Source organism: Nocardia albiluteola, from assembly GCF_018860155.1.
Lineage (GTDB): Bacteria > Actinomycetota > Actinomycetes > Mycobacteriales > Mycobacteriaceae > Nocardia > Nocardia albiluteola.
The window spans coordinates 191,303-217,224 of record NZ_JAHKNI010000009.1 but is presented as its reverse complement, the minus strand read 5'-3'; the positions used below and the strand labels follow the sequence as shown (position 1 = coordinate 217,224).

Genomic DNA, 25,922 nt, shown 5'->3' with positions numbered 1-25,922 from the left:
CCCGGCGCGACCATGCTATCGGGAGCATGTGACCGAGCGCAGCGAGGGAACCATCAAGCAGGCCTGGAACGAACGTCCGGGCCCCGCCGTTCAATCGGTGGTCGGCGCCCGTTCAGCTCCCCGTCGCCAGCTCGGTCAGCAGGTCGTGACGCTCGGCGGCGGGGCGTTTGGGGCAGCTGGTGCACATCTGGCAGCCGGGCACCTCGAACACCAGGCAGCAGGATGTGCGCCGCACGAAGGCGCGTCCGGAGACATCGATGAACCGCGGCACCGGCAACCGACCGGCCACCTCACGTGCGAGCCGGGCGCCGGCCTCGGCATCCCCGGCGTCGAGGGCGCGGTTGCCGATGGCGTCGGCGACGATCGCCCAGAGCGAGGGCGCGCCCGCGCCGGACACCTCCGCGACGACGGGGATGACGCGGTCGAGGGTGCGGCGCAGCGCCGGACCCACCTCCGCGTCGGCCTCCGCGTGACCAGCAGCGGCCGTCCCGCGGACGACCCGCTCGATCCCGCCGTCCGGGCGAACTTCGCACCGCAGCTCCTCGAGCACCGGGGCCGCCGCGGGCCGCCCCTCGGCATAGGCGGTAGCGACGGGGTCGACCAGCGACGATGCGGCCATGCACCACCACAGGGTCCCGGAGACGCGCGAGTCGCCCGTGCCCCACGAGATCCCCATATCGGCGATCCGCTCGGCCAGCCACTCGGGCCGCGTGAGCGCCACGCCCGGAACGATCACCTGTGCCGACACCGCCGATGCCACCGCCATCTCCCTCCGATTCGATCCGCCGAATGCGCTCTTACCCCAGCCTGGCACGCCTGAGGTGCCGGGTCGATACGGGTCCGACCGGACCGCGTCGCGGCCGCGGGCCCAGCGGCGCTCGGGCCTGCCAAGCCTAGGCCCCGCGGCACTCCCGGGTCCGCAGGCTCGCCCATCCCGATCACGGTAGCGCCCGCCGCCCGGGGCGCGCCGGCGACCACGTTCAAGCGACGGGCGAAGGGCACGAATCCGGTTGTCACCGAACCGAATCCGCGCCCAACTCCGCTACAGAGCAGCCCGGTCCAGGGTGAAGACCACCTCGTACAGACCCGGATTCGCCTGCCCGAAGGCCCGGTTGCCGCGGATGAACCCCTGCTCGGTGAGATGCTCGATCACGGCCTCCGCCGCGGCGAGGTTCTCGCTCTGCGCGTAGTTGACCACGCGGGTGCCGTCCAGGCTGCGGTGCAGGCTGGCCGACACCCAGCCGGGCACCTCGCGCGCGACGCGGGCAGCCCGGGCGAGGTGCTCGATGAGCTGTTGGTCCCGGCCGGGTTCGACGGTGAATACGTTGATCTGCGTCGTCAGTGCGTCGCTCATTCGGATGACTGGCATGATTTTCTCCTCAACTCCGTGGGAGGCGAGGACAACCGAGGATCGACCGGACCGCCGAAACGGTATGCGCGCCAAGCCCCGGCGGTCTCGCCGAGTGCTTGTCGCGGGTTCGCCACCGGCGGTGGCGACACGGAGCCTCATGAGGAGGGGGCGGGCTTACCGATGCCGACCCAGGTCCTTTTCGACACCACCACGATACAACAACGCCCCGGGCGCTCAACCCCGGGGCGTTGCCCGGTCTGCCGCCGCCCGGCCGTCGCCCACGGCCGGGGTCCCCCTCATACCGGCAGTACCGTGACCGGCTCTCCTGGTGCCGAGGTGGTGACATTCGGTGCGGCCTTACCGAACTCGGCGATGCCGTCGGCGGTGATCTCGATGACGCGGGCGGTGGGGATGTCGAAGAACAGGCCCGAGAGCACCACCGCGCGCTCGCGGATGCCGCGGGATACCACGGGGTGCCCGGCCAGGATGTCCAGCTGCACCGCGACATTCACCATGCCCAGCTGGTCGATCTCCCCGAAGCCCGCGGCGGCCGCGGCGGCGGCCACCGGATGCCCGCGCCGGAAGCTGTCCAGGCTCGCCCGCCCGTGTGCGAGCCAGTCGTCGAGGCCCGATCCGGTGGTCAGCTCGTGGTACAGCGCATCCATTGCGCCGCAACCGGAATGCCCGCACACCACGACAGAGCGCACGTTCAGTCGATCCAGGGCGTAAACGATCGCGGCCTCGACCGAGCTGTCGCGCCCGTCGGCGGGCACCAGATTGCCGATATTGCGGACGGTGAACAGATCCCCGGGGCCGCTGCCGGTGAAGACGTTGGGTACCAGGCGCGAATCGGAGCACGTCAGGAACAGTGAATCGGGATTCTGGCTGTGGCGCAACGGATCCAAGTGGGTGCGCAGCGCGTGGGCGTGGCCGCGGTGATACTCGGTGATGCCGGCGGTGATCGGATCGACCTGCGCGGTGCGCCGCCACGGGCCCAGCGCCTCGTCGATCACGCGGCGCGCCTGGCCCCGAGTGGGCGGACCGATCGCCAGGTCCGCGATGCGGGCCGCGCCCATTTCCACGAATTCCACGACGCCGCCGGTGCTTTCGTGGGTCTCCGCCCAGTCCTGCAACGCAGCGGCCGCGGCGTGGTCGAGGAAGTCGACCGTCATCTCCACGGTCACCGCCGCGCCCGCGGGCACTCGGGCCAGCGCGCCGGTCAGCCGGGGCAGAGCCAGGAAGGTGCAGGCGCCCTCGACAGTGACCAGCCAGCGCCCGTCCGCGACCGGCTCAGCGGTGACGTCGGCCCGCGCCACCCGCCACAGCAGCAGCCCGACCGCCAGCACCAGCCCGATCGCCATGCCCAGCAACAGATTTCCGAACACCACCACCAGCACGGTCACCGCGTAGACGAGCAGGTCGCCGCTGCGCCGGGCCAGCCGGATGTGCGCGAGCCGCACCAGGCCGATGCCGATCACGATCAGCAGCCCGGCCAGTGCCGCCCGCGGAATCCGGTGCACCACATCGACCATCGCCACCGCGAACACCAGCACCCACACGCCGCTGAGCATCGACGAGACCCGAGTCCGCGCGCCCGCCTCGACATTGGTGATGCTGCGCACGATCACCGCGGCGATCGGCAGCCCGCCCACCAGCCCGGAAACCATGTTGCCGACGCCCTGGCCGACCAGTTCGCGATCCGGATCGCAGCGCTGCCCCGGACGCAGCCTGGTCACCGCGGCCGCGGACAGCAGCGTCTCGACGCTGGCGATCAGCGCGACCGTGATCATGGTCAGCGTCACCGCACCCCAGCCGCCGGTCGGCAGCGCGGGCAGCCGCATGTCGTCGAACAGCGGCCCGCGCATCGAGATTCGGGCCACACTGGTCGGAACCACCAGCGCGGCAAGGGTTGCCGCAGCGACGGCCACCAGCGGCGCGGGAATCCGCCGCACCGCGGGCGGCGGGTACCGCCACCCCAGCATGATGACGATCACCAGCACTCCGACGAACGCGTCACCGCCGTGCACCGAGCGCACCTGGTGCGGCAGCTGGACGATACTGTCCCACGACGAGCTCAGCGCCTGCCCGCCCAGCAGCACATGCACCTGCTGCAGTGCGATCAGGACGCCGATGCCGGCGAGCATCGCGTGCACCACGACGGGCGCGATCGCCAGCGCACCACGTGCCAGGCGGCTGAGCCCGAACAGGATTTGCAGCGCACCCGCCCCCGCGGTAATGAAACAGGTTACCGCCCAGCCGAATTGGTGAATACTCTCCGCGACGACGATGGTGAGGCTCGCCGTCGGGCCACCGACCTGCAGCGCGGGACCGCCGGCCGCCCCGGCGACGACGCCGCCGATCACCGCCGCCAGCAGCCCCGCGGCGACGGGCGCCCCTGCCGCGACGGCGATTCCGATCGAAAGGGGCAGGGCGACAAGGAATACCACGATCGACGCGGGCAGGTCGTACCGGAGCATTCCAGCCTGCCGAGGCAGGGCCCAGGGGCCTGGAGTCGACGTTCGGCGAGCCGAATCGGTGTCGGTGGACATTGATCTCCTTCGCCGATCCGGTGCATCCGGTCGGTTCATCGGGTCGAGAACATCTACTGGCATCGAAGGCAGAGCAGTTGCGGCCCGGGCACCGTGGTGTCGCAGGCGGCCTCGTGCGAACCCCGCGAGAAATGGGGCCGCGCCAATCGTAAAGAGTCAGCAAAGAATTTGAAAAGCAATTGTCCGAAACTCGCGACCCTCGCTACCGAATTGTGACCTGGACCACCCTCGGTACGCCCCGGTGGCTCGCGAAACACGGCTGAGAGCTCGGGCCGGACCGAACGACGCCCCGGGCCGAAAGCCCGGGGCGTCGCATCGCCGCCTATCGCCGGATCACACCACGGACGGCTCTCCCGCCCGCTCGCTCGGGCTCTGCGTCTCGGCACGGTTGCGCAGCCGCAGCACGGCCTCGACCAGCGCCATGACCACCAGATTCACGCCGAGCGCCACGATCCCGGCGTTCACGTTCGCCAGGCCGATCTTCCAGAACGTCACCCAGATGACGAACGCCTCGCCCGCCACGATGCCCCACAGCACCGCGTTCCGGCCGACCAGCGGACGATCGCGCAGCCCGGCGATGAACCCGGGCACGAACTGCACCAGCCCGCTGTAGGTGAGCAGCAGCAGATTCGCCAGCGCGTTGGGCCGGGTCAGGTCCAGCACCAGCGCGAGCCCCAGAATCACCAGGACCACACCGTGATTGGTGTAGAACTGCACGCGCGGCACCGAGCTGCGCACGACGTTGCGCGCCACCATCGTGGACATACCCAGCACCATGACCGCGGCGGGCACCATCGCCGCCGCCGCGCCGCCGACCGCGATCAGGCCGACCACCCAACTCGGCAGCGCCCCATTGGTCAGCGTCAGCAGCACCCCGTTGGCCGAGGTCTTCTTGGGCAACGCCACGATGCCGATGAAGCCGACGATGATCGGGAACAGCAGCGTGACCTGATACAGCGGCAGCATCACCCAGTTGCGGCGCAGCCCGCGCGCACTACCGGCCGAGAGCACGGCGGGCCAGGTGTGCGGGAAGGTGAAGAATCCCGCGCCCAGCATGCTGGCCAGCATGCTGGTGGTCCACCACACCTTGTCATTCGGGCCCGAATGCACGGTCAGCATGCTCGGGTGTACCTGCTGGATGGTGTGGAACGCGTGCCCGATCCCGCCGGTGAAGTGGATCGGCACCGCGACCACGACGATCGCCACCGCCAGCAGCATCAGCGCATCCTTCAGATACGAGGTGGCCGCCGTGCCGCGGATCCCCGCCCACAGCACGAACGCCGCGGTCAGCACCGTGCCGATGATCTCGCCCCAGGTGCTGGAGGTGGAATCGTGCGTGACCAGCTTGATGATCAGCCCGAGCCCGGTGATCTGCAGTTGCAGGTAGGGCAGCATGAATACCACGGCGCACACCGCGATCACCACGCCCAAAGCCCGGCTGCCGTAGCGCTCCTCGTAGTAGTCGGCCTGGGTGAGGTACCCGTGCTGCCGCCCCAGATTCCAGACCCGGGGCCCCACGAAGTACCAGATCACGCAGGCCAGCGGAATGTACGGCAGCGAATAGCTCGCGGCCGCACCGCCGCTGAACGCCAGCCCGGCCATGCCCAGGAAGGTGAAGGTGGTGAACACCTCCCCCGCCTGCAGGAACCACATCGTGACCGAGCCGAAACTCCGTCCGGCGACCGACCATTCGGCAAGATCCAGGGCCGGGCGACGGCGGCCCAGGAGGCCGACGGCCGCGATGACGATCATGCCCAGGATCGTGATGGTGAGCGTCACACTCATTGCGACTCACCGCCTTCCACCGAACCGGCGGCCGCATTCGCCAGCGCCTCGGCGTCTTCCAGATATCGCGTGCGCCCCCACTCGATCCCCGCCAGCGCGGGCACCAGGAGCAGCAGCCAGATCATCGGCCACACCACCATCGACGGCAGCCCGAACCACAGGTGCGGGCCGTTCACGAACGGCAGCCACGGCGTGAGAACCAGTGCCGCGGCGGGCAATACCGGGCCGAGCAGGTACAGATCACGCGTGGACCACTCACGGGCGGACATCAGCCACCTCCTGATCGAGACGGCGAATCGCCAACTCCGCCAGCAGCGCCGCCCCGTCCGGCAGCACCGAGTCGTCGAATGTGGCCTGCGGGGAATGGTTGTAGGCGGCGGTGGCCGGATCGATGCCCGGCGGCACGGCGCCGAGCATGGCGAAGCTGCCGGGGACCTGGTTCAGGACCCGGGAGAAGTCCTCGGCGCCGGTGAGCGGATTCGCCATGCGCGCGAAGCGGTCCGGGCCGAAGACCTCCGCGACGGTGTCGGCCAGGAAATCGGTCTCGGCCGCGTCGGTCGCGGTCACCGGGTACTCGATGCGGTATTCCACATCGACGTCCAGGCCGTGTGCGGCGGCGACCGACCGCAGGTACCGCGTCGACACCTCGGCCATCCGTTCGCGATTGGCCGGGGAGAAGGTGCGCACGGTCGCCTCGAAGTGCGCGTCGTCGGGGATGATGTTGTGCCGGGTGCCCGCGTGCAGCATGCCGACGGTCACGACCACGGGGTCGAAGACGTCGAACGTGCGGGTGACCAATGTCTGCAGGCCGGTGATCATCTCGGCCATCGCCGGGACGGGATCCTTGGCGCGCTGCGGGGCCGAGCCGTGCCCGCCCGCACCGCGCACGGTGACGATCAACCGGTCCGAGGCCGCCAGCATCGGTCCGCTGCGGGAGGCGAAGACCCCGCGCGGCACCGACGCCGCGGACACGTGCAGCCCGTAGGCGGCCACCACCCGCTGCCCGGCGGCATCGAGCACCCCCTCGGCGACCATCTTGCCGGCGCCGTCCCAGCCCTCCTCGCCGGGCTGGAACATGAAAACCACGTCCCCGGAGAGGCTTTCGCGCCGATCAGCGAGCAGCTGCGCCGCGCCGACCAGCATCGCGACGTGCAGGTCGTGGCCGCAGGCGTGCATGGTGTCGCCGGTCTCGGAGGCATAGGACACCCCGGTGCGCTCGGTGACCGGCAGCGCGTCCATATCGCCACGCAGCAGCACCGCCGGACCGCCGGGCCGGGCGCCGCGCAGCACCGCGGTCACCGAGGTCAGCGCCGCGCCGGTGCTGATCTCGAGCGGCAGGGGGTCGAGTGCGGCCAGCACCCGTTCCTGGGTGTGTGGCAGGGTGAGTCCGATCTCGGGCCGCCGATGCAGATCATGCCGGAGCGCAACAAGATCGGAGGTGAGCGAGGAAGCATCCTCATGCAGCGCCATCGCGGCCTCCTGAAACAGACCCCGGCAAACGACATCCGGGGCTTGTGATCTTTCTCCCCGCCGTTGGCTCGCACAAGGAAATCGCGAATCTCGCAACCCAGTCCTCACATCGGCGTTACGTCCCGGCTCAGCCGGTCCGGCGCCGCTCGGCGCGGTGGGCGAGGGCGGCCATGATGCGGGCCCAGGCCGGGGATTCGGTGACGATCAAGGAGAAGATCGGCGTCGGGTGCTCGGGCCTGCTGCTGCCGTCGTGTGCGATCTCCCAGGTCTCCAGGTCGTCGATGAGCCGATCCACGCGTGGATCGTCCGGTTCCCAGTCGACCGATCGATCACACGCGAGATACAGGCGCATCCGCTCGGGGTCCTCGAAACCCTCGTTCCTGTCGCGTATCCAGCCCGGCACGGCCTCCGGATCCGTTGCCCGCAGCAGGATCGACCAGTCCCGCTCGAGCCGGATCGTCCGTTCGCTGATTCCGAGGCCGCGCAGCCGGTTCAGGATGGCGACCATCTCGGGGGGCAGCACGAGCTCTTCACCGCTCGCCAATTCCGCTATGCGGCGCCGATGCTCGATGAGCTGGTCGATCTTGGCCCGCAACGCGGCGTCGAGATCGGTAATGGCGGTGGCGAATTCGGTGGGCTGTGCGTGCAGCATCGCATCGATACGGGCCAGCGGCACCCCCGCGTCGGCGAGGGCCCTGATCCGGACGAGATCCACCGCCGCCTGCGCGCCGTAGCGGCGGTAACCGGAGGCATCACGCTCGGGCTCGGGCAGCAGGCCGACCTGGTGATAATGGCGAACGGTTCGCACGGTCACCCCGGCGACCGACGCGAGCTGGCCGATCGTGAGCACCGTCTGCCTCCGGTCTTCGGGAAACGTGGCCACGCCGAGTCTATTCGCGAGTCACCCGGTCGACGACGTCACGAATCGCCTGGACGACCGGCTCGGGTCGGGTGAAGCACAACTGCTGGTGGCCGACGCCCGAGACGACGCGATGTTCCCCGGACGACACCGCGCTCACCACGGCCTCGGCCATCCTGCGCATCCCCGCGTTGATCGCGCGCATCGCCGGCTCCGGCATCGCTCCCAGCGGGCCGGGATCGATGCCCTCCACGGTCAGCGCGACCACCGGCACATCGGGAATGTCCGCCCCGGCGCGCAGCTCCACGGTGAGTGCGGCCAAGCTCCCCCGCTCGACGGCCGCGACCCGGAGCCATTCGTCACCGACATGGGCATCGATCAGCGGCTGCCGCATGTGCTCCGGGAATTCCGCCAGCAGTTCGGCGAACATCTCGCGGAGGGCAGGGCGGATCCGCTCGGGATCCGGTGCGGTCTGCTGGACGACCGAGCTCGCCGCGGGCATGACGTTCTCCCAATCGCGGTGGAAGCCGTCCACCCAGACCAGCCCGGCCACTTCTCGCGGGTACAAGTGCGTGAACCGATGCGCATAGGCGCCGCCGAGAGAGTGCGCGACCAGGATGTACGGAGCGGCGAGGTCCTGGGCTTGCAGCAACTCGTGCAGCTCCGTCGCGACCGCGGCGGCGGTGCGCGGCAGCGGAACCGGATCGCTGTACCCGGTGCCGCCACGGTCGTACACCACGGCGGTGCTGAACCGCGAAACCCCTTGCTGGACAGCGAAATAGTCCAGGCCGACCGCGCCCGAGCCCGGCAGGAACACCACTGCCGGACCGCCGCTGCCCAGCCGATGCACGAAAACCCGGCGGCCATCGACCTCCTGGAACCCGCCGACCGGCGGGGCGGGGCGGGCTGGGGAAACGATGTTCTTCGTCATGCGGCAAGCCTGCAACCCCGACGCTGCGTCAGGGTCAAGCGTTCATCCCGCGCGGGTCAGCCGAAGACCCGCACCGGAACGTCGTCGGCCCACGGCTGCCGGGTCACCATGTCGGCGACGCGCACCTCACCGCTCTCGAATTCGCCGGTGGCCGCGTCCACCAGGCGGTAGCGCTGGGTCTGGCGGTGGATGGGCTGGGCGTCCAGCAGTACCACGCGCACCTCGCCGGGCTCGAAGCCGCAGCGCTCGTGCAGGGCGGCGATGAGCTGTTCGTTGTGCAGGTGGCCGTCGCCGAAGTTCCAGCCGACCGCGGTGGCGCAGATCCGCTCGCCGTCGGTGACGACGTACTCGGTCTCCTCGGCCCCCGCCATGGCCCGGTGCGCCAGCGTGAACAGCGCACGGCCGTGAGTGTTCATGGCGCGAAAGGCATATCCGAGATACATCAGGATCGGCATGCGGTCCTGGCCGTAGACGCGCTCGAGCTGGGCCTGCGGCATGCTGGCGATGGCCAGGATGTTGGCGTTGATCTTCGCCGTGGCGGAGGGTTTCACGCACCAGAGCGTGGTGTCCCAGTTGCCCGCGTAGTACCGCATGCCCGGCAGGAAGGAGACCTTGCGCGGGAACAGATTTCCCGTCACCACGGTCCCGGCGACCACCAGAAACAGCAGGACAACCGGCACCGGATGCACCAGCGTGCCCAGGCCCCGATCGGCGTGCGCGACAAAGAGACTCAGCACGCCGAAGATCATGAAGACGTTCCATTCCAGCGGCACGCCCATCGGGATCGCGGTGAGGATGCCGAGATGGAAGCACACCATGACCGTCGCCGCGATGGCCGTCGGCAGGCCACCGTGCGAGAAGAACAGCACGACGGGCACGCACAACTCGACGGCAGTGGCACAGTGCGCGACGATCCGCGAGGGACGACCGGGCCGAAGATCGTCGGGGAAATGCTCGAAGAACATGCGCTTCAACGACTTTCCCCGCAGCAGGGGATTGTTGGACATCATCGTCGAGATCACGAACGGGAAGTGCCGGTTCAGCTTCGAGACCGCCGCCCCCATCCAGATCACCAGGAACACCAACTTGGCCGCGACGAGGGCGTCCGCGCCGAACAGGAAGCTCAGCGCCAGCGGCGCGTACACCTCGCCGCGCGCGGCCAGGAATATCGTCTTGTCGCGCAGGCCCAGCACCGCGAGCAGCGCCAGCACGAGCACGATCTCCCAGGCCGGCAGCAGCCCCACCGTGGTGTGCAGCGCGGGCAGCGGTCCGGCGCCACTGGAGAACAGCGCCACCGCCGTGGCCACCAGCAGCGCCGCGTACAGCCCGACGTCCACGGGCGTGCGGTCGGTTCCGGCGGTCAGCGGGATCCGCGGCCAGGGTGGCAGCCGAATGGTCCTGGGCCGCAACCAGTACAGGATCGATCCGAAGGGCGGCAGGTAGCGGTTGTTCAGCGGCCCGAATCCGCAGCCGAGCCCGATCACCTCGACCAACAGCGTGTACAGCACCGCCTTCTCGAAGACGATCGGCTCCGACCACCAGCTGCCGACCCGGAGGAATCCGTCGATTCCGGTGGTGGACAGCATGATCAGCCAGCCGCCCAGGATGTACAGCGCGATCTTGCCGACGTAGAACAAATGCATCACCACGGGCGTGCCGAATCCCACCTCGGCCCAGTGCCGCGCCATCGGCTCGATTCGCTCGCTGCGCGTCCCCCTACTCCACTCCGCCATGTCGACCACCGGCAGATCCGGTTGCAGAAACCCCATCGCACACTCCCGTTCGATACCGCCCGGACCCGAACTAGAACCGGTTACAGGCCTCGTCACGGTGACACGCTCCCCGTGTGCTGTCAATCACAGCGGGCCCTCGATCGGCGTGTAAACAAATGTAAAGCGCCCGAGAAGCGGCCATTGCGAAACGATCACCGAACGTCCCCGCGCGGCTCCCCGCGATCGGCGCGCACCCCGATCGCCCCAGTTCGCACCCGCCTCGCCGGATCCGCGCAACGCCGCCACGATGACCGTGAGGTTTCTGCCGCCTCACAGCTCACAATGCCCTGGCGCGGGGTGTGAATGTGTCGTTTTGCCTGCTGAGCGGCCCTCCTTACAGTCGAAACCAGATGTCCGACTCGAGCTGCCCGGAGGCGTGTGTGGTTGTTTCGCGAACACAGGGATCCGCCGCCCCGGGCCCGGCCGGGGAGGCGCTGCTGCGGCTGGGCCGCTACTTCACCCCCGGCGAGGTCTCGGAGGATATGCGCTCGGTGCACCGGGTGGGCGGGCGCGAGGCCGACGACTTCTATCGCGACCGCTGGGCCCACGACAAGGTGGTGCGCTCCACGCACGGGGTGAACTGCACCGGCTCGTGCTCGTGGAAGATCTACGTCAAGGACGGCGTCATCACCTGGGAGTCGCAGCAGACCGACTACCCCTCGGTGGGCGCGGACAAGCCCGAGTACGAGCCGCGCGGCTGCCCGCGCGGGGCGTCGTTCTCCTGGTACACGTATTCGCCCGCGCGCATTCGCTATCCGTATGTGCGCGGCACGCTGCTCGAGCTGTACCGCGCGGCCAAGGATCGGCTGCGGGATCCGGTGCTGGCGTGGGAGTCCATCGTCGAGGACGCCGAGCAGGCGAAGGCGTACAAGTCCGCGCGCGGCAAGGGCGGATTCGTGCGTGCGGAATGGTGGGAGGCCGCCGAAATCGCCGCCGCCGCACACGTTTACACGATCAAGCGATACGGTCCCGACCGGGTCGCCGGATTCTCGCCGATTCCGGCCATGTCGATGGTCTCGCACGCGGTGGGGGCGCGGTTCATCTCGCTGCTGGGCGGATCGATGCTGTCGTTCTACGACTGGTACGCGGATCTGCCGGTGGCCTCGCCGCAGGTGTTCGGCGATCAGACCGACGTTCCGGAATCCGCGGACTGGTTCGACGCGGGATACCTGATCATGTGGGGCTCGAACGTCCCGGTGACGCGAACCCCGGACGCGCACTACATGACCGAGGCCCGCTACCGCGGCCAGAAGGTCGTCGTGGTGTCGCCGGACTACGCCGACAACACCAAGTTCGCCGACGAATGGGTGCCCGCCCGCCCGGGCACCGACGCCGCCCTGGCCATGGCGATGGGCCACGTGGTGCTGCGAGAGTTCTTCGTGGACAACACGACTCCCTATTTCACCGACTACGTCAAGCGATACACCGACCTGCCGTATCTGGTCGTCCTGGACGAGCGGGACGGTGGCTGGAACTCCGAGGGCGACTACGAGGCTCCCACCGTCGTACCGGGCAAATTCCTCACCGCGGCCGATCTGGTCCGGAGCGGCCGCGAGGAGTTCGATACCGAGGGCGCGGAATTCCAGACCGTCCTGCTCGACGCGGACGGAAATCCGCGGGCGCCCAACGGATCCCTGGGCCACCGCTTCACCGAGGCGGGCAAGGGCCGCTGGAACCTGGATCTCGGGGACATCGATCCCCCGCTGAGCTTGTACGGCCGCACCAATGCCGCTGCGGCCGTGCAATTTCCCCGCTTCGAGGGCGCCGAGAACGGGGTCGTCACCCGCGGCGTGCCGACCACCGTCGTCGCGGGTCGCACGGTGACCACGGTCTTCGACCTGTTGCTCGCGCAGTACGGCGTGGGGCGTCCGGGCCTGCCCGGCGTCTGGCCGAGCGGTTACGACGATGCGAGCCAACCCAATACGCCCGCCTGGCAGGAGGCCATCACCGGGGTACCCGCCGCGCAGGCCGCCCGGCTCGGTCGCGAATTCGCCGACAACGCGGCCCGTTCCGGCGGCCGGTCCATGATCCTGATGGGCGCGGGCACCAACCACTGGTTCCACTCCGACCAGATCTACCGTTCCTTCTTCACCCTGACGCTGCTGACCGGCTGCCAGGGCGTGAACGGCGGCGGCTGGGCGCATTACGTGGGCCAGGAGAAGTGCCGTCCGGTGACCGGTTGGTCCACGCTGGCCTTCGCCGCCGACTGGCAGCGCCCGGCCCGGCAGATGCAGGGCACCGTGTTCTGGTACCTCACCAACAACCAGTGGCGCTACGACCCCTTCACCTCCGAATCCTTCGCCTCGCCGCTGGGCACGGGGGCATTCGCCGGGCGCACGGCCGCGGACAACATCGCGCTGGCCTCGCGGCTGGGCTGGATGCCGTCGTACCCGACGCTCAACCGCAATCCGCTGGACCTGGCGGACGAGGCCGAGGCCGCCGGGAAGCCCGCCGCGCAATACGTTGTGGACGGCCTGAAGTCGGGCGAGCTGCGCTTCGCATGCGAGGATCCCGATGCCCCGGAGAACTTCCCGCGCTGCCTGACCGTGTGGCGGGCCAACCTGCTGGGCTCGTCCGGCAAGGGCAACGAGTACTTCCACAGGCACCTGCTCGGCGCGGACTCCAACCTGCAGACCGGCGAGGCTACCGGCGTGCGCCCGCAGGAGCTCGAATGGCGCGATGAGGCCGCCACCGGGAAGCTGGATCTGCTGCTGTCGCTGGACTTCCGGATGACCAGCACGACGCTGTTCTCGGATATCGTCCTGCCCGCCGCCACCTGGTACGAGAAGCACGATCTGTCGTCCACCGATATGCATCCGTTCGTGCACGCCTTCTCCCCCGCCATCTCCCCGCCGTGGGAGGCCCGGACCGACTTCGAGGCGTTCCACCGGATCGCGCGCGGATTCTCGTGGCTGGCGGAGAAGCATCTCGGCGTGCGCAAGGACATCGTCGCGGTGCCGCTGCAGCACGACACCGCCGACGCGCTGGCGCAGGCCGGGGGCCGCGTGCGGGACTGGAAGAAGGGCGAGTGCGAGCCCATTCCCGGTAAGACGATGCCGAAACTCGTTGTAGTGGAACGGGACTACCCGAATATCGCGGAGAAGATGTCTGCTCTCGGCCCCCTGGTGGAGACCCTGGGCGTCACCACCAAGGGGATCACCACGCTGCCCGACGCCGAGGTCGAGTATCTGCGAGGCGTCAACGGCGCCGTGGTTTCCGGGGTGGCCCAGGGGCGTCCGTCGCTGGCCAAGGACACCCATGCCGCCGAGGCGATCCTCGCGCTGTCCGGCACCACGAATGGCCGGCTCGCGGTGGAGGGCTTCGAGGCGCTGGAGCGCCGCACCGGCACCAAGCTGGCGGATCTGGCCGCCGAGCACGAGGGCAAACGCATCACGTTCGCGGACACCCAGGCCCGGCCCGTGCCGGTGATCACCTCCCCGGAATGGTCCGGCAGCGAGACCGGCGGCCGCCGCTACTCCCCCTTCACGATCAACGTCGAGCGGAACAAGCCGTGGCACACCCTGACCGGGCGCCAGCACTTCTACCTCGACCACGACTGGATGATCGAGCTGGGCGAGCAGTTGCCCATCTACCGGCCGCCGCTGGATATGACGGCCCTCTTCGGCGAGCCGAAAATTGGACACTGTAGCGAGCCCGGCATCGGCGCGGTCGGCGAGAACGGCGTCACCGTGCGGTATCTGACGCCGCACTCCAAGTGGTCGATTCACTCGGCCTACCAGGACAACCTGCACATGCTGACGCTCTCGCGCGGCGGCCAGGCCATCTGGATGTCCCCGGCCGATGCCGCGAAGATCGGAGTGGCCGACAACGATTGGATCGAGGCGATCAACCGCAACGGCGTGGTGGTGGCCCGGGCGATCGTGGCGCACCGCATGCCCGAGGGCACGGTGTTCATGTACCACGCCCAGGACCGCGCGGTGAACGTACCCCGGATCGAGGGCACCGCGAATGTCAACGGCGCCAAGGGCAAACGCGGCGGCATCCACAACGCGCTGACCCGGATCATGATCAAGCCCTCGCATCTCATCGGCGGCTATGCGCAGCAGTCGTTCGCGCTGAACTACCACGGCCCCACCGGAAATCAGCGCGACGAGGTCACCACCATCCGCAAACGCAGCCAGGAGGTGCAGTACTGATGAGCGCGACGAGGTCACACCGTGTCATCGGCAAACGCAGCCAGGAAATGGAGTACTGATCATGCGAGTCATGGCGCAGCTGGCCATGGTCATGAACCTGGACAAGTGCATCGGCTGCCACACCTGCAGCGTCACCTGTAAACAGGCTTGGACCAACCGGGCCGGCACCGAGTACGTCTGGTTCAACAACGTGGAAACCCGTCCGGGACAGGGCTATCCGCGCCGCTACCAGGACCAGGAGAAATGGAAGGGCGGCTGGGCCCTGGACCGCCGGGGCCGCCTGACCCTGAGGTCCGGGTCGCGGATGAAGCGGCTGCTCAACATCTTCGCCAATCCGGATCTGCCCACGATCGAGGACTATTACGAGCCGTGGAGCTACGACTACGACACGCTGCTGTCGGCCCCACAGATGGACACCACGCCGGTGGCCCGGCCCAAGTCGCTCATCACGGGCGAGGACACCAAGGTCACCTGGGGCGCGAACTGGGACGACTCGCTGGGCTCGGGTCCCGAGCAGGTCGGCCGTGACCCGTTGCTCTCCAAGCTCTCCAAGCAGGTGAAGCTGGAGTTCGAGCAGACGTTCATGTTTCACCTGCCGCGCATCTGCGAGCACTGCCTGAACCCGGCGTGCGCGGCCGCCTGCCCGTCAGGCGCGATTTACAAGCGCGCCGAGGACGGCATCGTGCTCGTCGACCAGGACCGATGCCGCGGCTGGCGGCAGTGCGTCACCGGATGCCCGTACAAGAAGGTGTATTTCAACCACAAGACGGGCAAGGCGGAGAAATGCACCTTCTGCTACCCGCGCGTGGAGGTCGGCATCCCGACCGTCTGCTCCGAGACCTGTGTGGGGCGGCTGCGCTATATCGGCGTCATGCTCTACGACGCGGACAAGGTGCTCGAGGCGGCCTCGGTGACCGAGGAGTCGCAGCTGTACCCCTCGCAGCTGGGCGTCTTCCTCAACCCGCACGATCCGCGCGTGATCGCCGAGGCCGAGCGCGCGGGCATCTCGCCGGATTGGATTGCGGCCGCGCAGGATTCGCCCGTCTACCGGCTGATCGTGGACTACCAGATCGCGCTGCCGCTGCATCCGGAATACCGGACCATGCCGATGGTCTGGTACGTGCCGCCGCTCTCGCCCGTGGTCGATGTGCTGTCGGAGACCGGGCACGACGGCGAGAACCACGCGAACCTGTTCGGCGCCATCGACGCGCTGCGCATTCCGCTCGAGTATCTGGCCGAGCTGTTCACCGCCGGCGAGATCGCGCCGGTGCGCGCCGCGCTGCAGCGGCTCGCGGGAATGCGTTCGTTCATGCGGTCGATCAACCTGGGCCAGGAACCGGACCTCACGATCACCGACGACATCGGCCTGGAGCCCGAGGAGATCGAGGCCATGTACCGGCTGCTCGCCATCGCCAAATACGAACACCGGTACGTGATTCCGTCCGGCGCGACCTCCCGCGCGCACGAACTGGATTCGCTGGCCACCGGCTGCAGCCTGGACACCGACGGTGGGCCGGGTATGACCGCGTTCGATGTGATGGCCGAGAAATTCCACCTCACCGATACCAATGATGCTGCTCCGGAACAGAAGTCGTCGCGAGTGAATCTGTTGAACTGGGATGGGGGCTCGACCAGCGGGCTGCTGCCCGAACGCAAGAGCAGCGGCAGCGCTGTCGAAGCCAACGGCGACAACGGATTCGCGGACCACGAGGGCGTGTCGGACACCGAGCCCACCGCGCAGACGACGGGTGCTTCACGATGAAGCATCGTTCTCGACCACGCCCCAGCGCAAGCCATCCTCGCGCCCATCCGAGACGGTCGTGCAACGGTGCCCCCGACAGCGCAAGGCCCGCACGATGAGCCTGCTGACCGTCGGCCGCCGCTGCCCACCGGCCCTCGCCCTCACCGAGCACGATCGACGCCTGATCTGGCGACTCGCAGCCCTGCTCCTGGATTACCCCAGCCGCGACATCCTGGCCATGACCGACGAATTAGCCAACGCCGCAGCGGAATTGCCGAATTCTACCCAGACCGGACTGCGCCGCTTCCTGGATTACCAGCGCACCACCGACCCGCTCGCGCTGGCCCGGAACTACGTCGAGACCTTCGACATGCGCCGCCGGGCCAGCCTGCACCTGACCTACTACGCCAACGGCGACACCCGCAAGCGCGGCATGGCGTTGCTGCGGTTCAAGCAGGCCTACCGCCAGGCCGGTGTCGAACTCGGCGATCACGAACTGCCCGATCATCTTGCGGTGCTGCTGGAATTCGCGGCCACGGTGGATCCGGTCGGCGGCGAGCGGTTACTGGGCGAGCATGTGCCGGTCATCGAGTTGCTGCGACTGTCCCTGTCCGACAGCGGATCTCCGCATGCGGACATCCTGGCCGCGGTCAACGCCACGCTGCCGCCGCTGACCACGCCGGATCGCCGGCGGATTGCCGAGCTCGCCGCCCAGGGCCCGCCGGAGGAGGAGGTCGGCCTCGAGCCGTTCGCCATGGACCCGCTCGCATTCGCCGCGACGGAGGGCCGCCGATGACCACCACCGTGTGGCTCACGCTGCCCTACATCGCCTTTACCTCGTTCGCGCTCGGTCACCTGTGGCGGTATCGCGCCGACCAGTTCGGCTGGACCACACGCTCGTCCCAGATCTACGAGTCGCGGCTGCTGCGACTGGGCAGCCCGCTGTTCCACTTCGGCATGCTCGGCGTCGTCGGCGGACACGTCCTGGGAGTGCTGATTCCGCAATCGTGGACCGATGCGGTCGGCATCTCCGAGGAGCTGTACCACGTGGTCGCGGTGTCGGCCGGTGCCGTGGCCGGGGTGGCGGTGATCGCCGGCATCGGCATCCTGCTCTACCGCCGCCTCACCGTCCCCGCGGTGCGCCAGGCCACCTCCCGCACCGACAAGCTCATGTACGTCCTGCTCACCGCGGCGCTGGTCACCGGCCTGCTCTATACGCTGGGCAGCAACCTACTCTGGGGCACCTACAACTATCGCCAGACCGTATCCCCCTGGTTCCGAAGCCTTTTCACCCCACACCCGCAGCCCGAGCTGATGGTCGGCACCCCCTGGACGTTCCAGCTGCACGGCCTGGTCGTCCTCACCCTGATCGCGCTGTGGCCCTACACCCGCCTGGTGCACATGTTCAGCGCACCGATCGGCTATCTGTTCCGGCCCTATATCGTCTACCGCGCCAAGCAGATCGACGCCGCCGACAAGCGTCGTTACGCCAGCGCCTGGGACTCCCCGGTCGTCCCCCCGGCCGGACGCCACTGAGCCGCAACGACATCCGGCCCGCATAGGTCGTAAGGCCCCGAATCCCTTGGTGCGCAGACCCATCGCCGGTCCAGTGTGCCGCCAATCACACAACCCCCGCTCTCGCACCGCTTGAGCGCGCCCCGGGGGATCCGTATCGTCTTCTAGTGAAGACGATACGTCTTCCAACGCATACGACACTGTGGTCGCTGCATCTTCACCAAACCTCACGTGGAACCAGGGGTGTCCCATGTTGGTATCGCAATACTTCGACCAATCCGTCCGCGTCGATTCCGTACCGGCGTCGTCGGTACCGGACGCGATCGACGCACAGGCATCGACGCCGGTCGCGGTCTACGCCCGGGCCCTGCGCGGGCTGCGCGGCAAATCCAAGAACATCGGCGACGAGCTCGACCAGCTGGAATTCGGCCGGCTCGTCGCCGAAACGCTCACCGGCGTCCAGACGGAACTGCAACTGCCCGAGGGGCATTTCTCGGTGGATACGTCCGGGGAGCCCCTGCTGGTCACCGAGGGCACCGGTTCGCACTGGGTGATGCCGACCAATTTCGAGAACGGCGCGTACTTCTCCACCCCGCACGCCGATCACCAGTACGGCCTGACCGCCACCCAGCTGCCACGGATCCATATCGGCAGATACGTCAAATTCGGCAAGGGCGCGGGGGTGAACGCCGGCGGCGACATCATCATCGGCGACGGCTCCTGGCTCTCCCCCGGCAGCCTGCTGCTGCGCCAGGACCACACCGCGTACGGCCGCCCGTCGGTGGGTTCGCGCACGGTGGCGATGACCCGTCAGCCGGGCATTCGGATGGGCGAATTCTCGTGGGTCGGGCGCGATGCGATGGTCGGCTGGAATTGCGATTACATCGGGGCGGGCGGCATTGTCGGCACCCGCTCCTTCGTGAACAGCTGGGTCGGTGACCACGCTATCGTCGGCGATCACGACCGGATTCTGCAGTATCAGCCATTCAAGGCATTCCTGGCCGACCGCTACCATCCGACGGTCGAGGAGACCCTGCGCATTACCGATTGGCACCGGATCGACGAGGACTGGCGCGTGGTCTACGACCGGACGCGCACCTCCCTGCGGGGCCCGGCGTTCGACCCGGATCTCGCGTCCTGGCTGCGGGATTCGGTTGGCGCGAGCTACCGCGCCCTGGTGGTCGAGCCGCGGTCGCTGTCGTTCCTGGAGCTGCTCGACGGCGCCCGGGTCGATATCGCCTCGAGCGGTACCGCACTCACGCCGTACATCCTGCAGTGGGCGATGGACCACCGCAATCGGCGCATTCGCGTGCGCACCGATCTGGACGGCGCCTCGCTGCCGCTGGAGACCTCCGGAAATCAGCACTATCTCAAGAATGTCGGGTACGACGTCATCGTGTATGAATACGACGAATCGGCAACGGCGTTGCCGCTCACGGAAATCCAGCGCCCGCTCGCCTCGGGCGGGCTGCTGATCACCGACGAGGCCGGTGCGGCGGAATCCGGCGTGCCGGATCGCCTGGTCGAGATCAAGGAGATCGCGTTCGGAGGGAAATCGCTCAAGGTATTCGAGAAGAAATGACCGCCCTGGCTCTGCACGAATATTACGACCGCGCCTCGCGTCCGCCGTTCCTGCCGGACGCGACGGGCACGGCCCAGGTCTACTGCTTCGGGTACACCCACCGAACCGTGAACGACGCGCCGATCGATCGGGGCCGCATCGATTTCTACTACAAGGGCCCCGGCGGCCTGCTGGTCTGCGACGGCGAACAGCTCTGGGCCGCAGACGCAATGGTCGCCGGCGGCATCGAGGTCGAATACTGCGCGATCTACACCATCGACGAGGACGGCATTCCCGTCTATCGGGGCTACGGTCTGGCCGACGATTTCTCCGATGTCGGACTGCGCAGGCGGTACGCGAATCTGGCGGGCCTGTCCAAGCTACAGCCGACGGCGATCTCCGCGGAGATCGTGCCGGGCGATATTCCGGTACACAGCCGGGTCCGCGCCCGGATCGAGCGCGGCGGCGCGGTGGTCTGGTCCCGCGAGGGGATGCTGGGCTCGGGGGCGATGCTCTATTCGCGGCGCACGCTCGAGCGGCTCCTGTTCGGCCGGGACGGGATCTTCGAACCCGGCATGGTGGTGTACCTGCTGCTCGGGTCGTGCATCAGCTCCTATCGGGACGGCGTGGTCCTGGAGTCCGGCGACCGCATCGTCATGGCGGACGAGGCCAGCGGGTTGTCCCTGTCGAATACCTTCTCCACACTCTGAGTTCCCGCGCGTGGCGCCGGGCATGCGACACTAGGGGCGGCCAGCACATCGCGCCGTTGCGAATTCCGGGAGCCCGAGACCGACAATGGAACCTGTGACGAGTTCACCGCCCGTGTCCTTCGCCGATCGGCTCAATCAGCTGCTCGACGAGCGGGCGGCCCGCACCGGCGTGGCAATGTCCCTGTCCCAGTTCGCCGCCGACCTGCAGGCCAGGACCGGGGTCATCCTGAGCAAGGCGTACGTCGCCGCGCTTCGCAAGGGGCAGGCCCCGGAACCGCGCCTGGATGTCGTGCGCGGGCTCGCACGATATTTCGGCGTCAAACCGGCCTATTTCCTCGACGGCACCCCCGATCTGCCCGAGGAGATCCCGTCCGATCTGGCGGCCGCGATGCGGCGCTCGGGGATCCGCCAGATCGGTTTGCGCGCAGCGGGTTTGAGCGACGAGTCGTTGCGGCACCTGATCGGCATCGTGGACAACATCCGGGCGCTCGAGGGCCTGCCGCCCCATCCGGGCGACACCGATTCCTGACTCACGCCGCGGCCAGCGCCCCGTACAACCGCTCCTGCGCCGAGCGCCCGGCCCGCCCCGAGCGCCGATAATGCCCGGCCGCGACCAGATATCTGGCGCAATCGGCGTGGAAATCCTCGTAGGAATCCGAAAGCACCGGCGCCTCGACCCCCTCCGGCCCCACCGGCGGACGGTTCCTGCGGCGGCGCAGGAGAATCCAGACGTCGGACAGATAGGCGACCTGCCGCACGAGCTGCTGATTTACCCGGCTCGGCGTCAGCAGGTCGGCGGGCCGCAGGCACGGACACGATCCGAGCCCGGGAAAACAACGGCGACCGGCGAGCGTGATGCGATTCAGGCGCAGGCAGGTCAGCGCGCCACGGACGTAACGATGCGCGGTCGACAATGGCGCGGCGAATACCACGGCCGCCACATAGCAAATCGCGCCCGCCGCGTGCGCCATCGTGGGCAGCAATTCCCAGCTCTCCGGATTTCCGATGGGCAGGATCAGCCCCAGCGCGAGCAGCAATCGGCAGACCGCGTAGCTGCCGATTCCGGCCGACCCTGCGACCATCACGAGCAGCGCCGGCATCGCATCGGTTCGCCGCAACTGGCGGATCATAGATATTCCGGTGGCGATGACATACCCCTTCGCGACCAGCATCGGAAACGCGTAGGCGATAATATATAAATCGCCCGGCACGGAACCTCGAATCCACAGCAGGTAATTCTGCTCGGGCGGGCCTGGATACAGATACGCGAAGGCGCCCAGCAGCACCGCCACGCTCGCCACGAAAGGCAGCGCCAGCACGATCCGGTGTATTCGGCGAAGCGATCCGGCCCACCAGGTCCGCACCACGACAACCGTGCTGAAATTCCAGGCCAGGCAGGTCAGATGCGCGCACAGGCAGGTCAGATGCCGCACCCCCAGCAGGTCGTCCGTCGAGGCCAGATACATGCCGGCCGCCAGCTGATAGAACGGCAAGCCGAGCAACACCGTGGCCAGCAGCAGCGTCGTGTCGCCCCCGCGCCGCGCGTGCACGGCCGTGTACAGCCCGCCCGCCGCGAAAAACGCCGCGGCCGCCTCGTACCAGGCGAAATGGACGCCGTTCGAGGCGCTCAGCATCGGCGCGACCGATCCAGGCTCGCCGCGATCCGCCGCGCCGCGGCCGATGGCACCCGCTGATAACCGCCCGCCTGCCGGGTCAGCAGTTCGCTCTGCAGCATGCGGGCAAACAGTTCGGCATCCTGTTCCAGGGCCGCCTGCCCCGATGTTCGGCACCGCACCCGGACGGTAGGCACCATCGCCGCCAGAGCAGGGGCCATGCCGTGTCCGAGAACAATGTGACCCAATTCATGACAGACGATATGATTGCGATGCGCCGGGGAGGCTTGCCGGTCAACGAGAATCAAGTCGCGATCGTCGAGTTCGAACCATATTCCGAATATTTCGGTCTCCGCCAGATCGCTCGGCGCGACGACGATCTCGCGACCGCGCCCGACCGCCGCAGCCTCGATACATTCGGCCAGCGTGACTGCACCCTCGACACCGGCGAACAATACCGCGCATGCCGCCCTGACATCGGCATTATCGCGCCGTGATCGCCTGCGATTCCACGATATCAACCGTCTCCTCCCCGGGCCCGTTCCCCTTTCCTGCAGATTAGCAGCCGACGACTACCGTCGCATCCGGGAAAAGTCGATCGGGGTTGATTACTGCAATCTCATGGCTACCGGCCGGGCATCGGCCCGTGCCTGACAATTCGCCTCACTCGGGCGACGGAGATCCGGCCTCGACATTGTCCAGAACTACACCCAGCAAACCCGGGAAACGATCGTCGAATTCATCTCGACGTAACCGAGCGGTCTGTTGCTGCCCCTGGTGCGACCGCCGGATCAGTCCGCACTCCCGCAGTACCCGGAAGTGATGGGACGCGTTCGACTTGCTGATGCCCACGGCGTCGTAGATCCGGTTGCACTCCATCTCGCCGTTGCGGGCGAGTAGGGCGACGATCCGCAGGCGCAGCGGATCGCTCAGCCCGTTCATGGCATCGGCCAGGCTCACGGCGGCCAGGTCGGCGTGCAGGACATCGCGCATGGTCGCCATCATACCTTCCAATAGTTCAATGACTGTTGTACCGTTTGACCCATGAATCCACGGATCTACCTCCTTGCCTTCGGCACCTTCACGGTGGGTACCGAGGGCTACGTCATCGCGGGGGTCCTCCCGGCCGTCGCACACGACATGCACACATCCGTCTCGGTCTGCGGGCAGCTCGTGACGGTGTTCGCCCTGGTGTACGCGCTGGCGGGGCCCGTGCTGATCGGCACCTTCCACCGCGTGCCGCCCAAGTGGCTGCTCGTCGGCGCCGCGCTGGCCTTCGCGGTCTCCAACGCGATCGCCGCCGTCGCAACGGATTTCGCGCTGCTGACCCTCGCGCGGGTGCTGGCCGCGCTCAGCGCCGCCCTGTTCGCCGCGCCCGCCGCCGCCACCGCGGCCGCGCTGAGCCGCCCCGAGGATCTTCCGCACGCTATCGCTATCACCGCGAGCGGAAATGCCTTGGCGCTCACCCTCGGAGCCCCCATCGGCACGGTCATCGGCGCCGGGCTCGGCTGGCGCGGAGCGTTCTGGTTCGTGACCGCGCTGGCGCTGCTCACCGCCGTGGGCGTCGCGGCGTGGCTACCGGAGGTGCCGACGCCGCCCGCGCAGACCGGACGGCTGAATCTGTTGCGCAGCCCGGCAATTCGCTGGGGCCTGGTCACCACGTTCGGCATCTTCCTCGCCGCCTACTGCACCTACACCTACCTGTCGCCGATCGTCGCCCGGGCCACCGGCATGGGCAGCACCGGGGTGGCAGTGCTGATGGTCGTGTTCGGCGCGGGCGGATTCCTGGGCGGGCGCACCATCGGACGCGTCCTGGTCCGCACCCCGATCGCCACGGTCTTGCGCACAGTCCTGGTGATCATGACGATTCTGCTCGCCCTGATCGCCGTCCTCACCGGCGCGCACGTCCCGGGCCTGGCCGAGGTCGTGTTCTTCCCGTTGCTGTTCCTGCTGGGCATGTCGTGGTGGTCCGGCGGCATCTCGCAACAGACCCGCATCGCCGCACACGCCCCGCTGCAGCGCTCCCAGGCACTGGGCCTGCACTTCTCGGCCCAGTTCCTCGGCGTCGCGGTGGGCGGCGCGCTCGGCGGCGCGGCCCTGTCCGCGGGCGGGCCGGTCGCGGTGCCCGTGGTCTCCGCCGTCATCGCGCTGGTGTCCCTGGTGTCCGTCCGGCTCACCGTCCCCATGGTGCCGGTCCCACTCCCCGCGTCCGTCACCACTCAACCATGATGATCGCGCCATCCGGATGCCCTGCTACACAAGGCATCCGGCACGGCCGCCCACGCATGCAGGATCCCGCGCCCGTGGCCGCACATCCCTGACGCGGCACCCGGATGCCCTGCCGCACACGGCATCCAGCACAGCCGCTCGCGCCGCGCGGGATCCGGTACCCGCCGCTTCCCCTCTCCGACCCGACATCCGGATACCTTGCTTGCACAAAACATCCCGCACGGCTGATCGCGCCGTGCGGGATCCGCTGCTCGCCACCGCTCATCCCCGACGTGCCATCCGGATGCCTTGCCGCACAAGGTATCCGGCCCGCCTCCGTCAGGGCAGAAAGATCGCGCGGTCCGGTTCCGGGATGGCTCGCCACCGCTCCTCCCCGACGTGCCATCCGGATGCCCTGCCGCACAAGGTATCCGGCCAGCCTCCGTCAGGGCAGGAAGATCGCGCGGTCCGGTTCCGGGATCCAGCAGTCGGCGAGGATGTCTCCGTTGTAGTTCTCCCGGACGTGGTCGATCAGGTCGGGTAGGGCGGGGTGCGGATCGGTCGTGGACCACAGGAGTGCGTGCGGATAGGCGGGGGTGGGGTTCAGGACCGGGAGGCGGCGGATGTGGGGGTGCCAGGGAAAGTTGACGCTGTCGGCGCAGAACATCGAGAGGGTGTCCGAGGCGGCGATGCGGTCCAGGACGGCGATCTTTCCGGCCAAACCACGCGCGGCGGGCCGGTCGTCCTCCCGCTCGGGCGCGCCGCCGGGGGTGCGGCCGGTCAGGATCGTGATCGCGGTCCAGGCGGTCAGCTCCCGGTAGAAGTCGGCCCATTCCGAGGGGATCGACGCGCCGGGCGCCCACGACGGGTACGGCACGATATCCGCCAGGGTGATCGACGGGCGGCCCGCGAGGGGATGATCCTTGCCGACCAGCAGGTGAAACGGGTCCACGAAGGCCGGGGCTATGCCGATTCCGGCGGGCAGCGGGCGCGGTCCCCCGTGCGGGCGGGCGAACGCGGCGTCCACCCGCCCGTTCAGCAGGGCGTCGCGGCTGGACCGGAACGCCGTGCCGATCACCAGCTCGATATCGGCGTCGGGCCGGCGATCCAGGTAGTACCGCACCGAATCCGCCTGCCGCGGATCCTGCACGGCCACCCGCAGCGCCCGCCCCGCAGGCCGCGCGGCGGCCAGGGTCTCCCCCGCCACCGCGAGCAGCGAGCGCGCGTATGGCAGCACCTTCGCGCCCGCCGCGCTCACCACGCTCCCCGAGGGCGCGCGGTCGAACAGGCGCACCCCGAGCTGGCCCTCGAGCTTCGCGATACGCTTCGACACCGCCTGCTGGCTGATGCCCAGGAGGTCGGCGGCGTAACCGAACTGCCCCTCGTCGGCCGCGGTGACGAACGCGCGCACCGCCGCCAGATCGAGCTCCGCCACACTGCCTCCTCACGCCGATGAGTTGTGCAGCTTAGCGCGCCCGAATCCCCTCGCCGCACCGGCCACTGCGCACTCGCACGACCAACGAAGTCACCCGGCCGCCGGCCCGAACACCGACCGTTCCCGCATCCGCGCGACCGACGAAGACACACGTCGACCGGTCCGGACGCGGTTCGGCAAGCGGGTTCGCACCGCGCAGATATCGGGCGCCTCCACCGGTCGGCCTCGAGCACCCGGGCGGCGCTGATTCGGGGGCTCATCACCC

22 protein-coding genes are annotated in these 25,922 nt (G+C 68.6%); 9 read left to right on the top strand and 13 right to left on the bottom strand.

The features are described from left to right. Nucleotides 1-112: 112 nt before the first annotated feature. The 9 genes from KO481_RS26195 to KO481_RS26155 all read right to left on the bottom strand — a co-directional run bounded on the left by KO481_RS26195 (nt 113) and on the right by KO481_RS26155 (nt 10,714). A complete protein-coding gene (locus KO481_RS26195) occupies nt 113-760 on the bottom strand; it encodes a (2Fe-2S)-binding protein (RefSeq protein ID WP_308166789.1) in 648 nt (215 codons plus the stop codon). Between the two features lie 282 nt (nt 761-1,042). Further along, nucleotides 1,043-1,369, bottom strand: coding sequence for an antibiotic biosynthesis monooxygenase family protein (locus KO481_RS26190; protein ID WP_215920733.1), 327 nt, complete (start codon nt 1,367-1,369; stop codon nt 1,043-1,045). 278 nt (nt 1,370-1,647) lie between these two features. Next, the gene (locus KO481_RS26185; protein WP_215920731.1) at nt 1,648-3,900 is read right to left on the bottom strand and encodes a SulP family inorganic anion transporter; all 2,253 of its coding nucleotides are present in this window, start codon (nt 3,898-3,900) and stop codon (nt 1,648-1,650) included. 333 nt (nt 3,901-4,233) lie between these two features. Further along, entirely contained in the window at nt 4,234-5,685 is a 1,452-nt protein-coding gene (locus KO481_RS26180) for a sodium:solute symporter family protein (protein ID WP_215920729.1), read from the bottom strand. Next, nucleotides 5,682-5,954, bottom strand: coding sequence for a hypothetical protein (locus KO481_RS26175; RefSeq protein ID WP_215920727.1), 273 nt, complete (start codon nt 5,952-5,954; stop codon nt 5,682-5,684). The genes KO481_RS26180 and KO481_RS26175 overlap by 4 nt, the downstream gene beginning before the upstream one ends. Continuing rightward, nucleotides 5,941-7,155 carry a M20 metallopeptidase family protein gene (locus tag KO481_RS26170; protein WP_215920725.1) on the bottom strand — a complete coding sequence of 405 codons (1,215 nt, stop codon included), beginning with the start codon at nt 7,153-7,155 and terminating at the stop codon, nt 5,941-5,943. Before KO481_RS26170 ends, KO481_RS26175 begins: the two co-directional genes overlap by 14 nt. Nucleotides 7,156-7,282: 127 nt before the next feature. Beyond that, nucleotides 7,283-8,038 carry a MerR family transcriptional regulator gene (locus KO481_RS26165; protein ID WP_308166788.1) on the bottom strand — a complete coding sequence of 252 codons (756 nt, stop codon included), beginning with the start codon at nt 8,036-8,038 and terminating at the stop codon, nt 7,283-7,285. A gap of 7 nt (nt 8,039-8,045) precedes the next feature. After that, complete coding sequence (locus tag KO481_RS26160; protein ID WP_215920723.1) at nt 8,046-8,945, bottom strand: alpha/beta fold hydrolase; 900 nt, start codon at nt 8,943-8,945, stop codon at nt 8,046-8,048. Between the two features lie 56 nt (nt 8,946-9,001). Continuing rightward, nucleotides 9,002-10,714 (bottom strand): DUF3556 domain-containing protein, encoded by a 1,713-nt coding sequence (locus KO481_RS26155; protein ID WP_215920721.1) that lies wholly within the window; start codon nt 10,712-10,714, stop codon nt 9,002-9,004. Between the two features lie 353 nt (nt 10,715-11,067). Between KO481_RS26155 and KO481_RS26150 the strand changes: the two genes are divergently transcribed. The 7 genes from KO481_RS26150 (at nt 11,068) to KO481_RS26120 (ending at nt 20,930) form a co-directional block, all read left to right on the top strand. Then, nucleotides 11,068-14,874 carry a nitrate reductase subunit alpha gene (locus KO481_RS26150; RefSeq protein ID WP_215920719.1) on the top strand — a complete coding sequence of 1,269 codons (3,807 nt, stop codon included), beginning with the start codon at nt 11,068-11,070 and terminating at the stop codon, nt 14,872-14,874. Nucleotides 14,875-14,935: 61 nt separating this feature from the next. Further along, complete coding sequence (narH, locus tag KO481_RS26145; protein ID WP_215920717.1) at nt 14,936-16,636, top strand: nitrate reductase subunit beta; 1,701 nt, start codon at nt 14,936-14,938, stop codon at nt 16,634-16,636. Between the two features lie 94 nt (nt 16,637-16,730). After that, complete coding sequence (gene narJ / locus KO481_RS26140; RefSeq protein WP_215920716.1) at nt 16,731-17,411, top strand: nitrate reductase molybdenum cofactor assembly chaperone; 681 nt, start codon at nt 16,731-16,733, stop codon at nt 17,409-17,411. Then, nucleotides 17,408-18,151, top strand: a complete 744-nt coding sequence (gene narI, locus KO481_RS26135) for a respiratory nitrate reductase subunit gamma (protein ID WP_215920715.1) — start codon at nt 17,408-17,410, stop codon at nt 18,149-18,151. The genes narJ and narI overlap by 4 nt, the downstream gene beginning before the upstream one ends. Before the next feature lie 229 nt (nt 18,152-18,380). After that, on the top strand, nt 18,381-19,712 hold the full coding sequence (locus KO481_RS26130) for an acyltransferase (protein WP_215920714.1): 1,332 nt from the start codon (nt 18,381-18,383) through the stop codon (nt 19,710-19,712). Beyond that, nucleotides 19,709-20,401, top strand: coding sequence for a hypothetical protein (locus tag KO481_RS26125; protein ID WP_215920712.1), 693 nt, complete (start codon nt 19,709-19,711; stop codon nt 20,399-20,401). Before KO481_RS26130 ends, KO481_RS26125 begins: the two co-directional genes overlap by 4 nt. A gap of 94 nt (nt 20,402-20,495) precedes the next feature. Continuing rightward, the gene (locus KO481_RS26120) at nt 20,496-20,930 is read left to right on the top strand and encodes a helix-turn-helix domain-containing protein (protein WP_308166787.1); all 435 of its coding nucleotides are present in this window, start codon (nt 20,496-20,498) and stop codon (nt 20,928-20,930) included. 1 nt (nt 20,931) lies between these two features. Here the strand turns inward: KO481_RS26120 and KO481_RS26115 are convergent, their stop codons facing one another. Both KO481_RS26115 and KO481_RS26110 read right to left on the bottom strand, forming a co-directional pair. After that, a complete protein-coding gene (locus KO481_RS26115) occupies nt 20,932-22,035 on the bottom strand; it encodes a hypothetical protein (RefSeq protein WP_215920708.1) in 1,104 nt (367 codons plus the stop codon). Beyond that, nucleotides 22,029-22,349, bottom strand: coding sequence for an ImmA/IrrE family metallo-endopeptidase (locus KO481_RS26110; RefSeq protein WP_308166800.1), 321 nt, complete (start codon nt 22,347-22,349; stop codon nt 22,029-22,031). The genes KO481_RS26115 and KO481_RS26110 overlap by 7 nt, the downstream gene beginning before the upstream one ends. Between KO481_RS26110 and KO481_RS44430 the strand changes: the two genes are divergently transcribed. Next, a complete protein-coding gene (locus KO481_RS44430) occupies nt 22,239-22,511 on the top strand; it encodes a hypothetical protein (RefSeq protein WP_308166801.1) in 273 nt (90 codons plus the stop codon). The genes KO481_RS26110 and KO481_RS44430 overlap by 111 nt on opposite strands. Before the next feature lie 166 nt (nt 22,512-22,677). Here the strand turns inward: KO481_RS44430 and KO481_RS26105 are convergent, their stop codons facing one another. Next, nucleotides 22,678-23,007 carry an ArsR/SmtB family transcription factor gene (locus KO481_RS26105; RefSeq protein ID WP_215920704.1) on the bottom strand — a complete coding sequence of 110 codons (330 nt, stop codon included), beginning with the start codon at nt 23,005-23,007 and terminating at the stop codon, nt 22,678-22,680. 51 nt (nt 23,008-23,058) lie between these two features. Between KO481_RS26105 and KO481_RS26100 the strand changes: the two genes are divergently transcribed. Beyond that, nucleotides 23,059-24,243 (top strand): MFS transporter, encoded by a 1,185-nt coding sequence (locus KO481_RS26100; RefSeq protein ID WP_215920702.1) that lies wholly within the window; start codon nt 23,059-23,061, stop codon nt 24,241-24,243. Between the two features lie 424 nt (nt 24,244-24,667). Here the strand turns inward: KO481_RS26100 and KO481_RS26095 are convergent, their stop codons facing one another. Then, nucleotides 24,668-25,657 carry a LysR family transcriptional regulator gene (locus KO481_RS26095; RefSeq protein WP_215920700.1) on the bottom strand — a complete coding sequence of 330 codons (990 nt, stop codon included), beginning with the start codon at nt 25,655-25,657 and terminating at the stop codon, nt 24,668-24,670. Between the last annotated feature and the right edge of the window lie 265 nt (nt 25,658-25,922).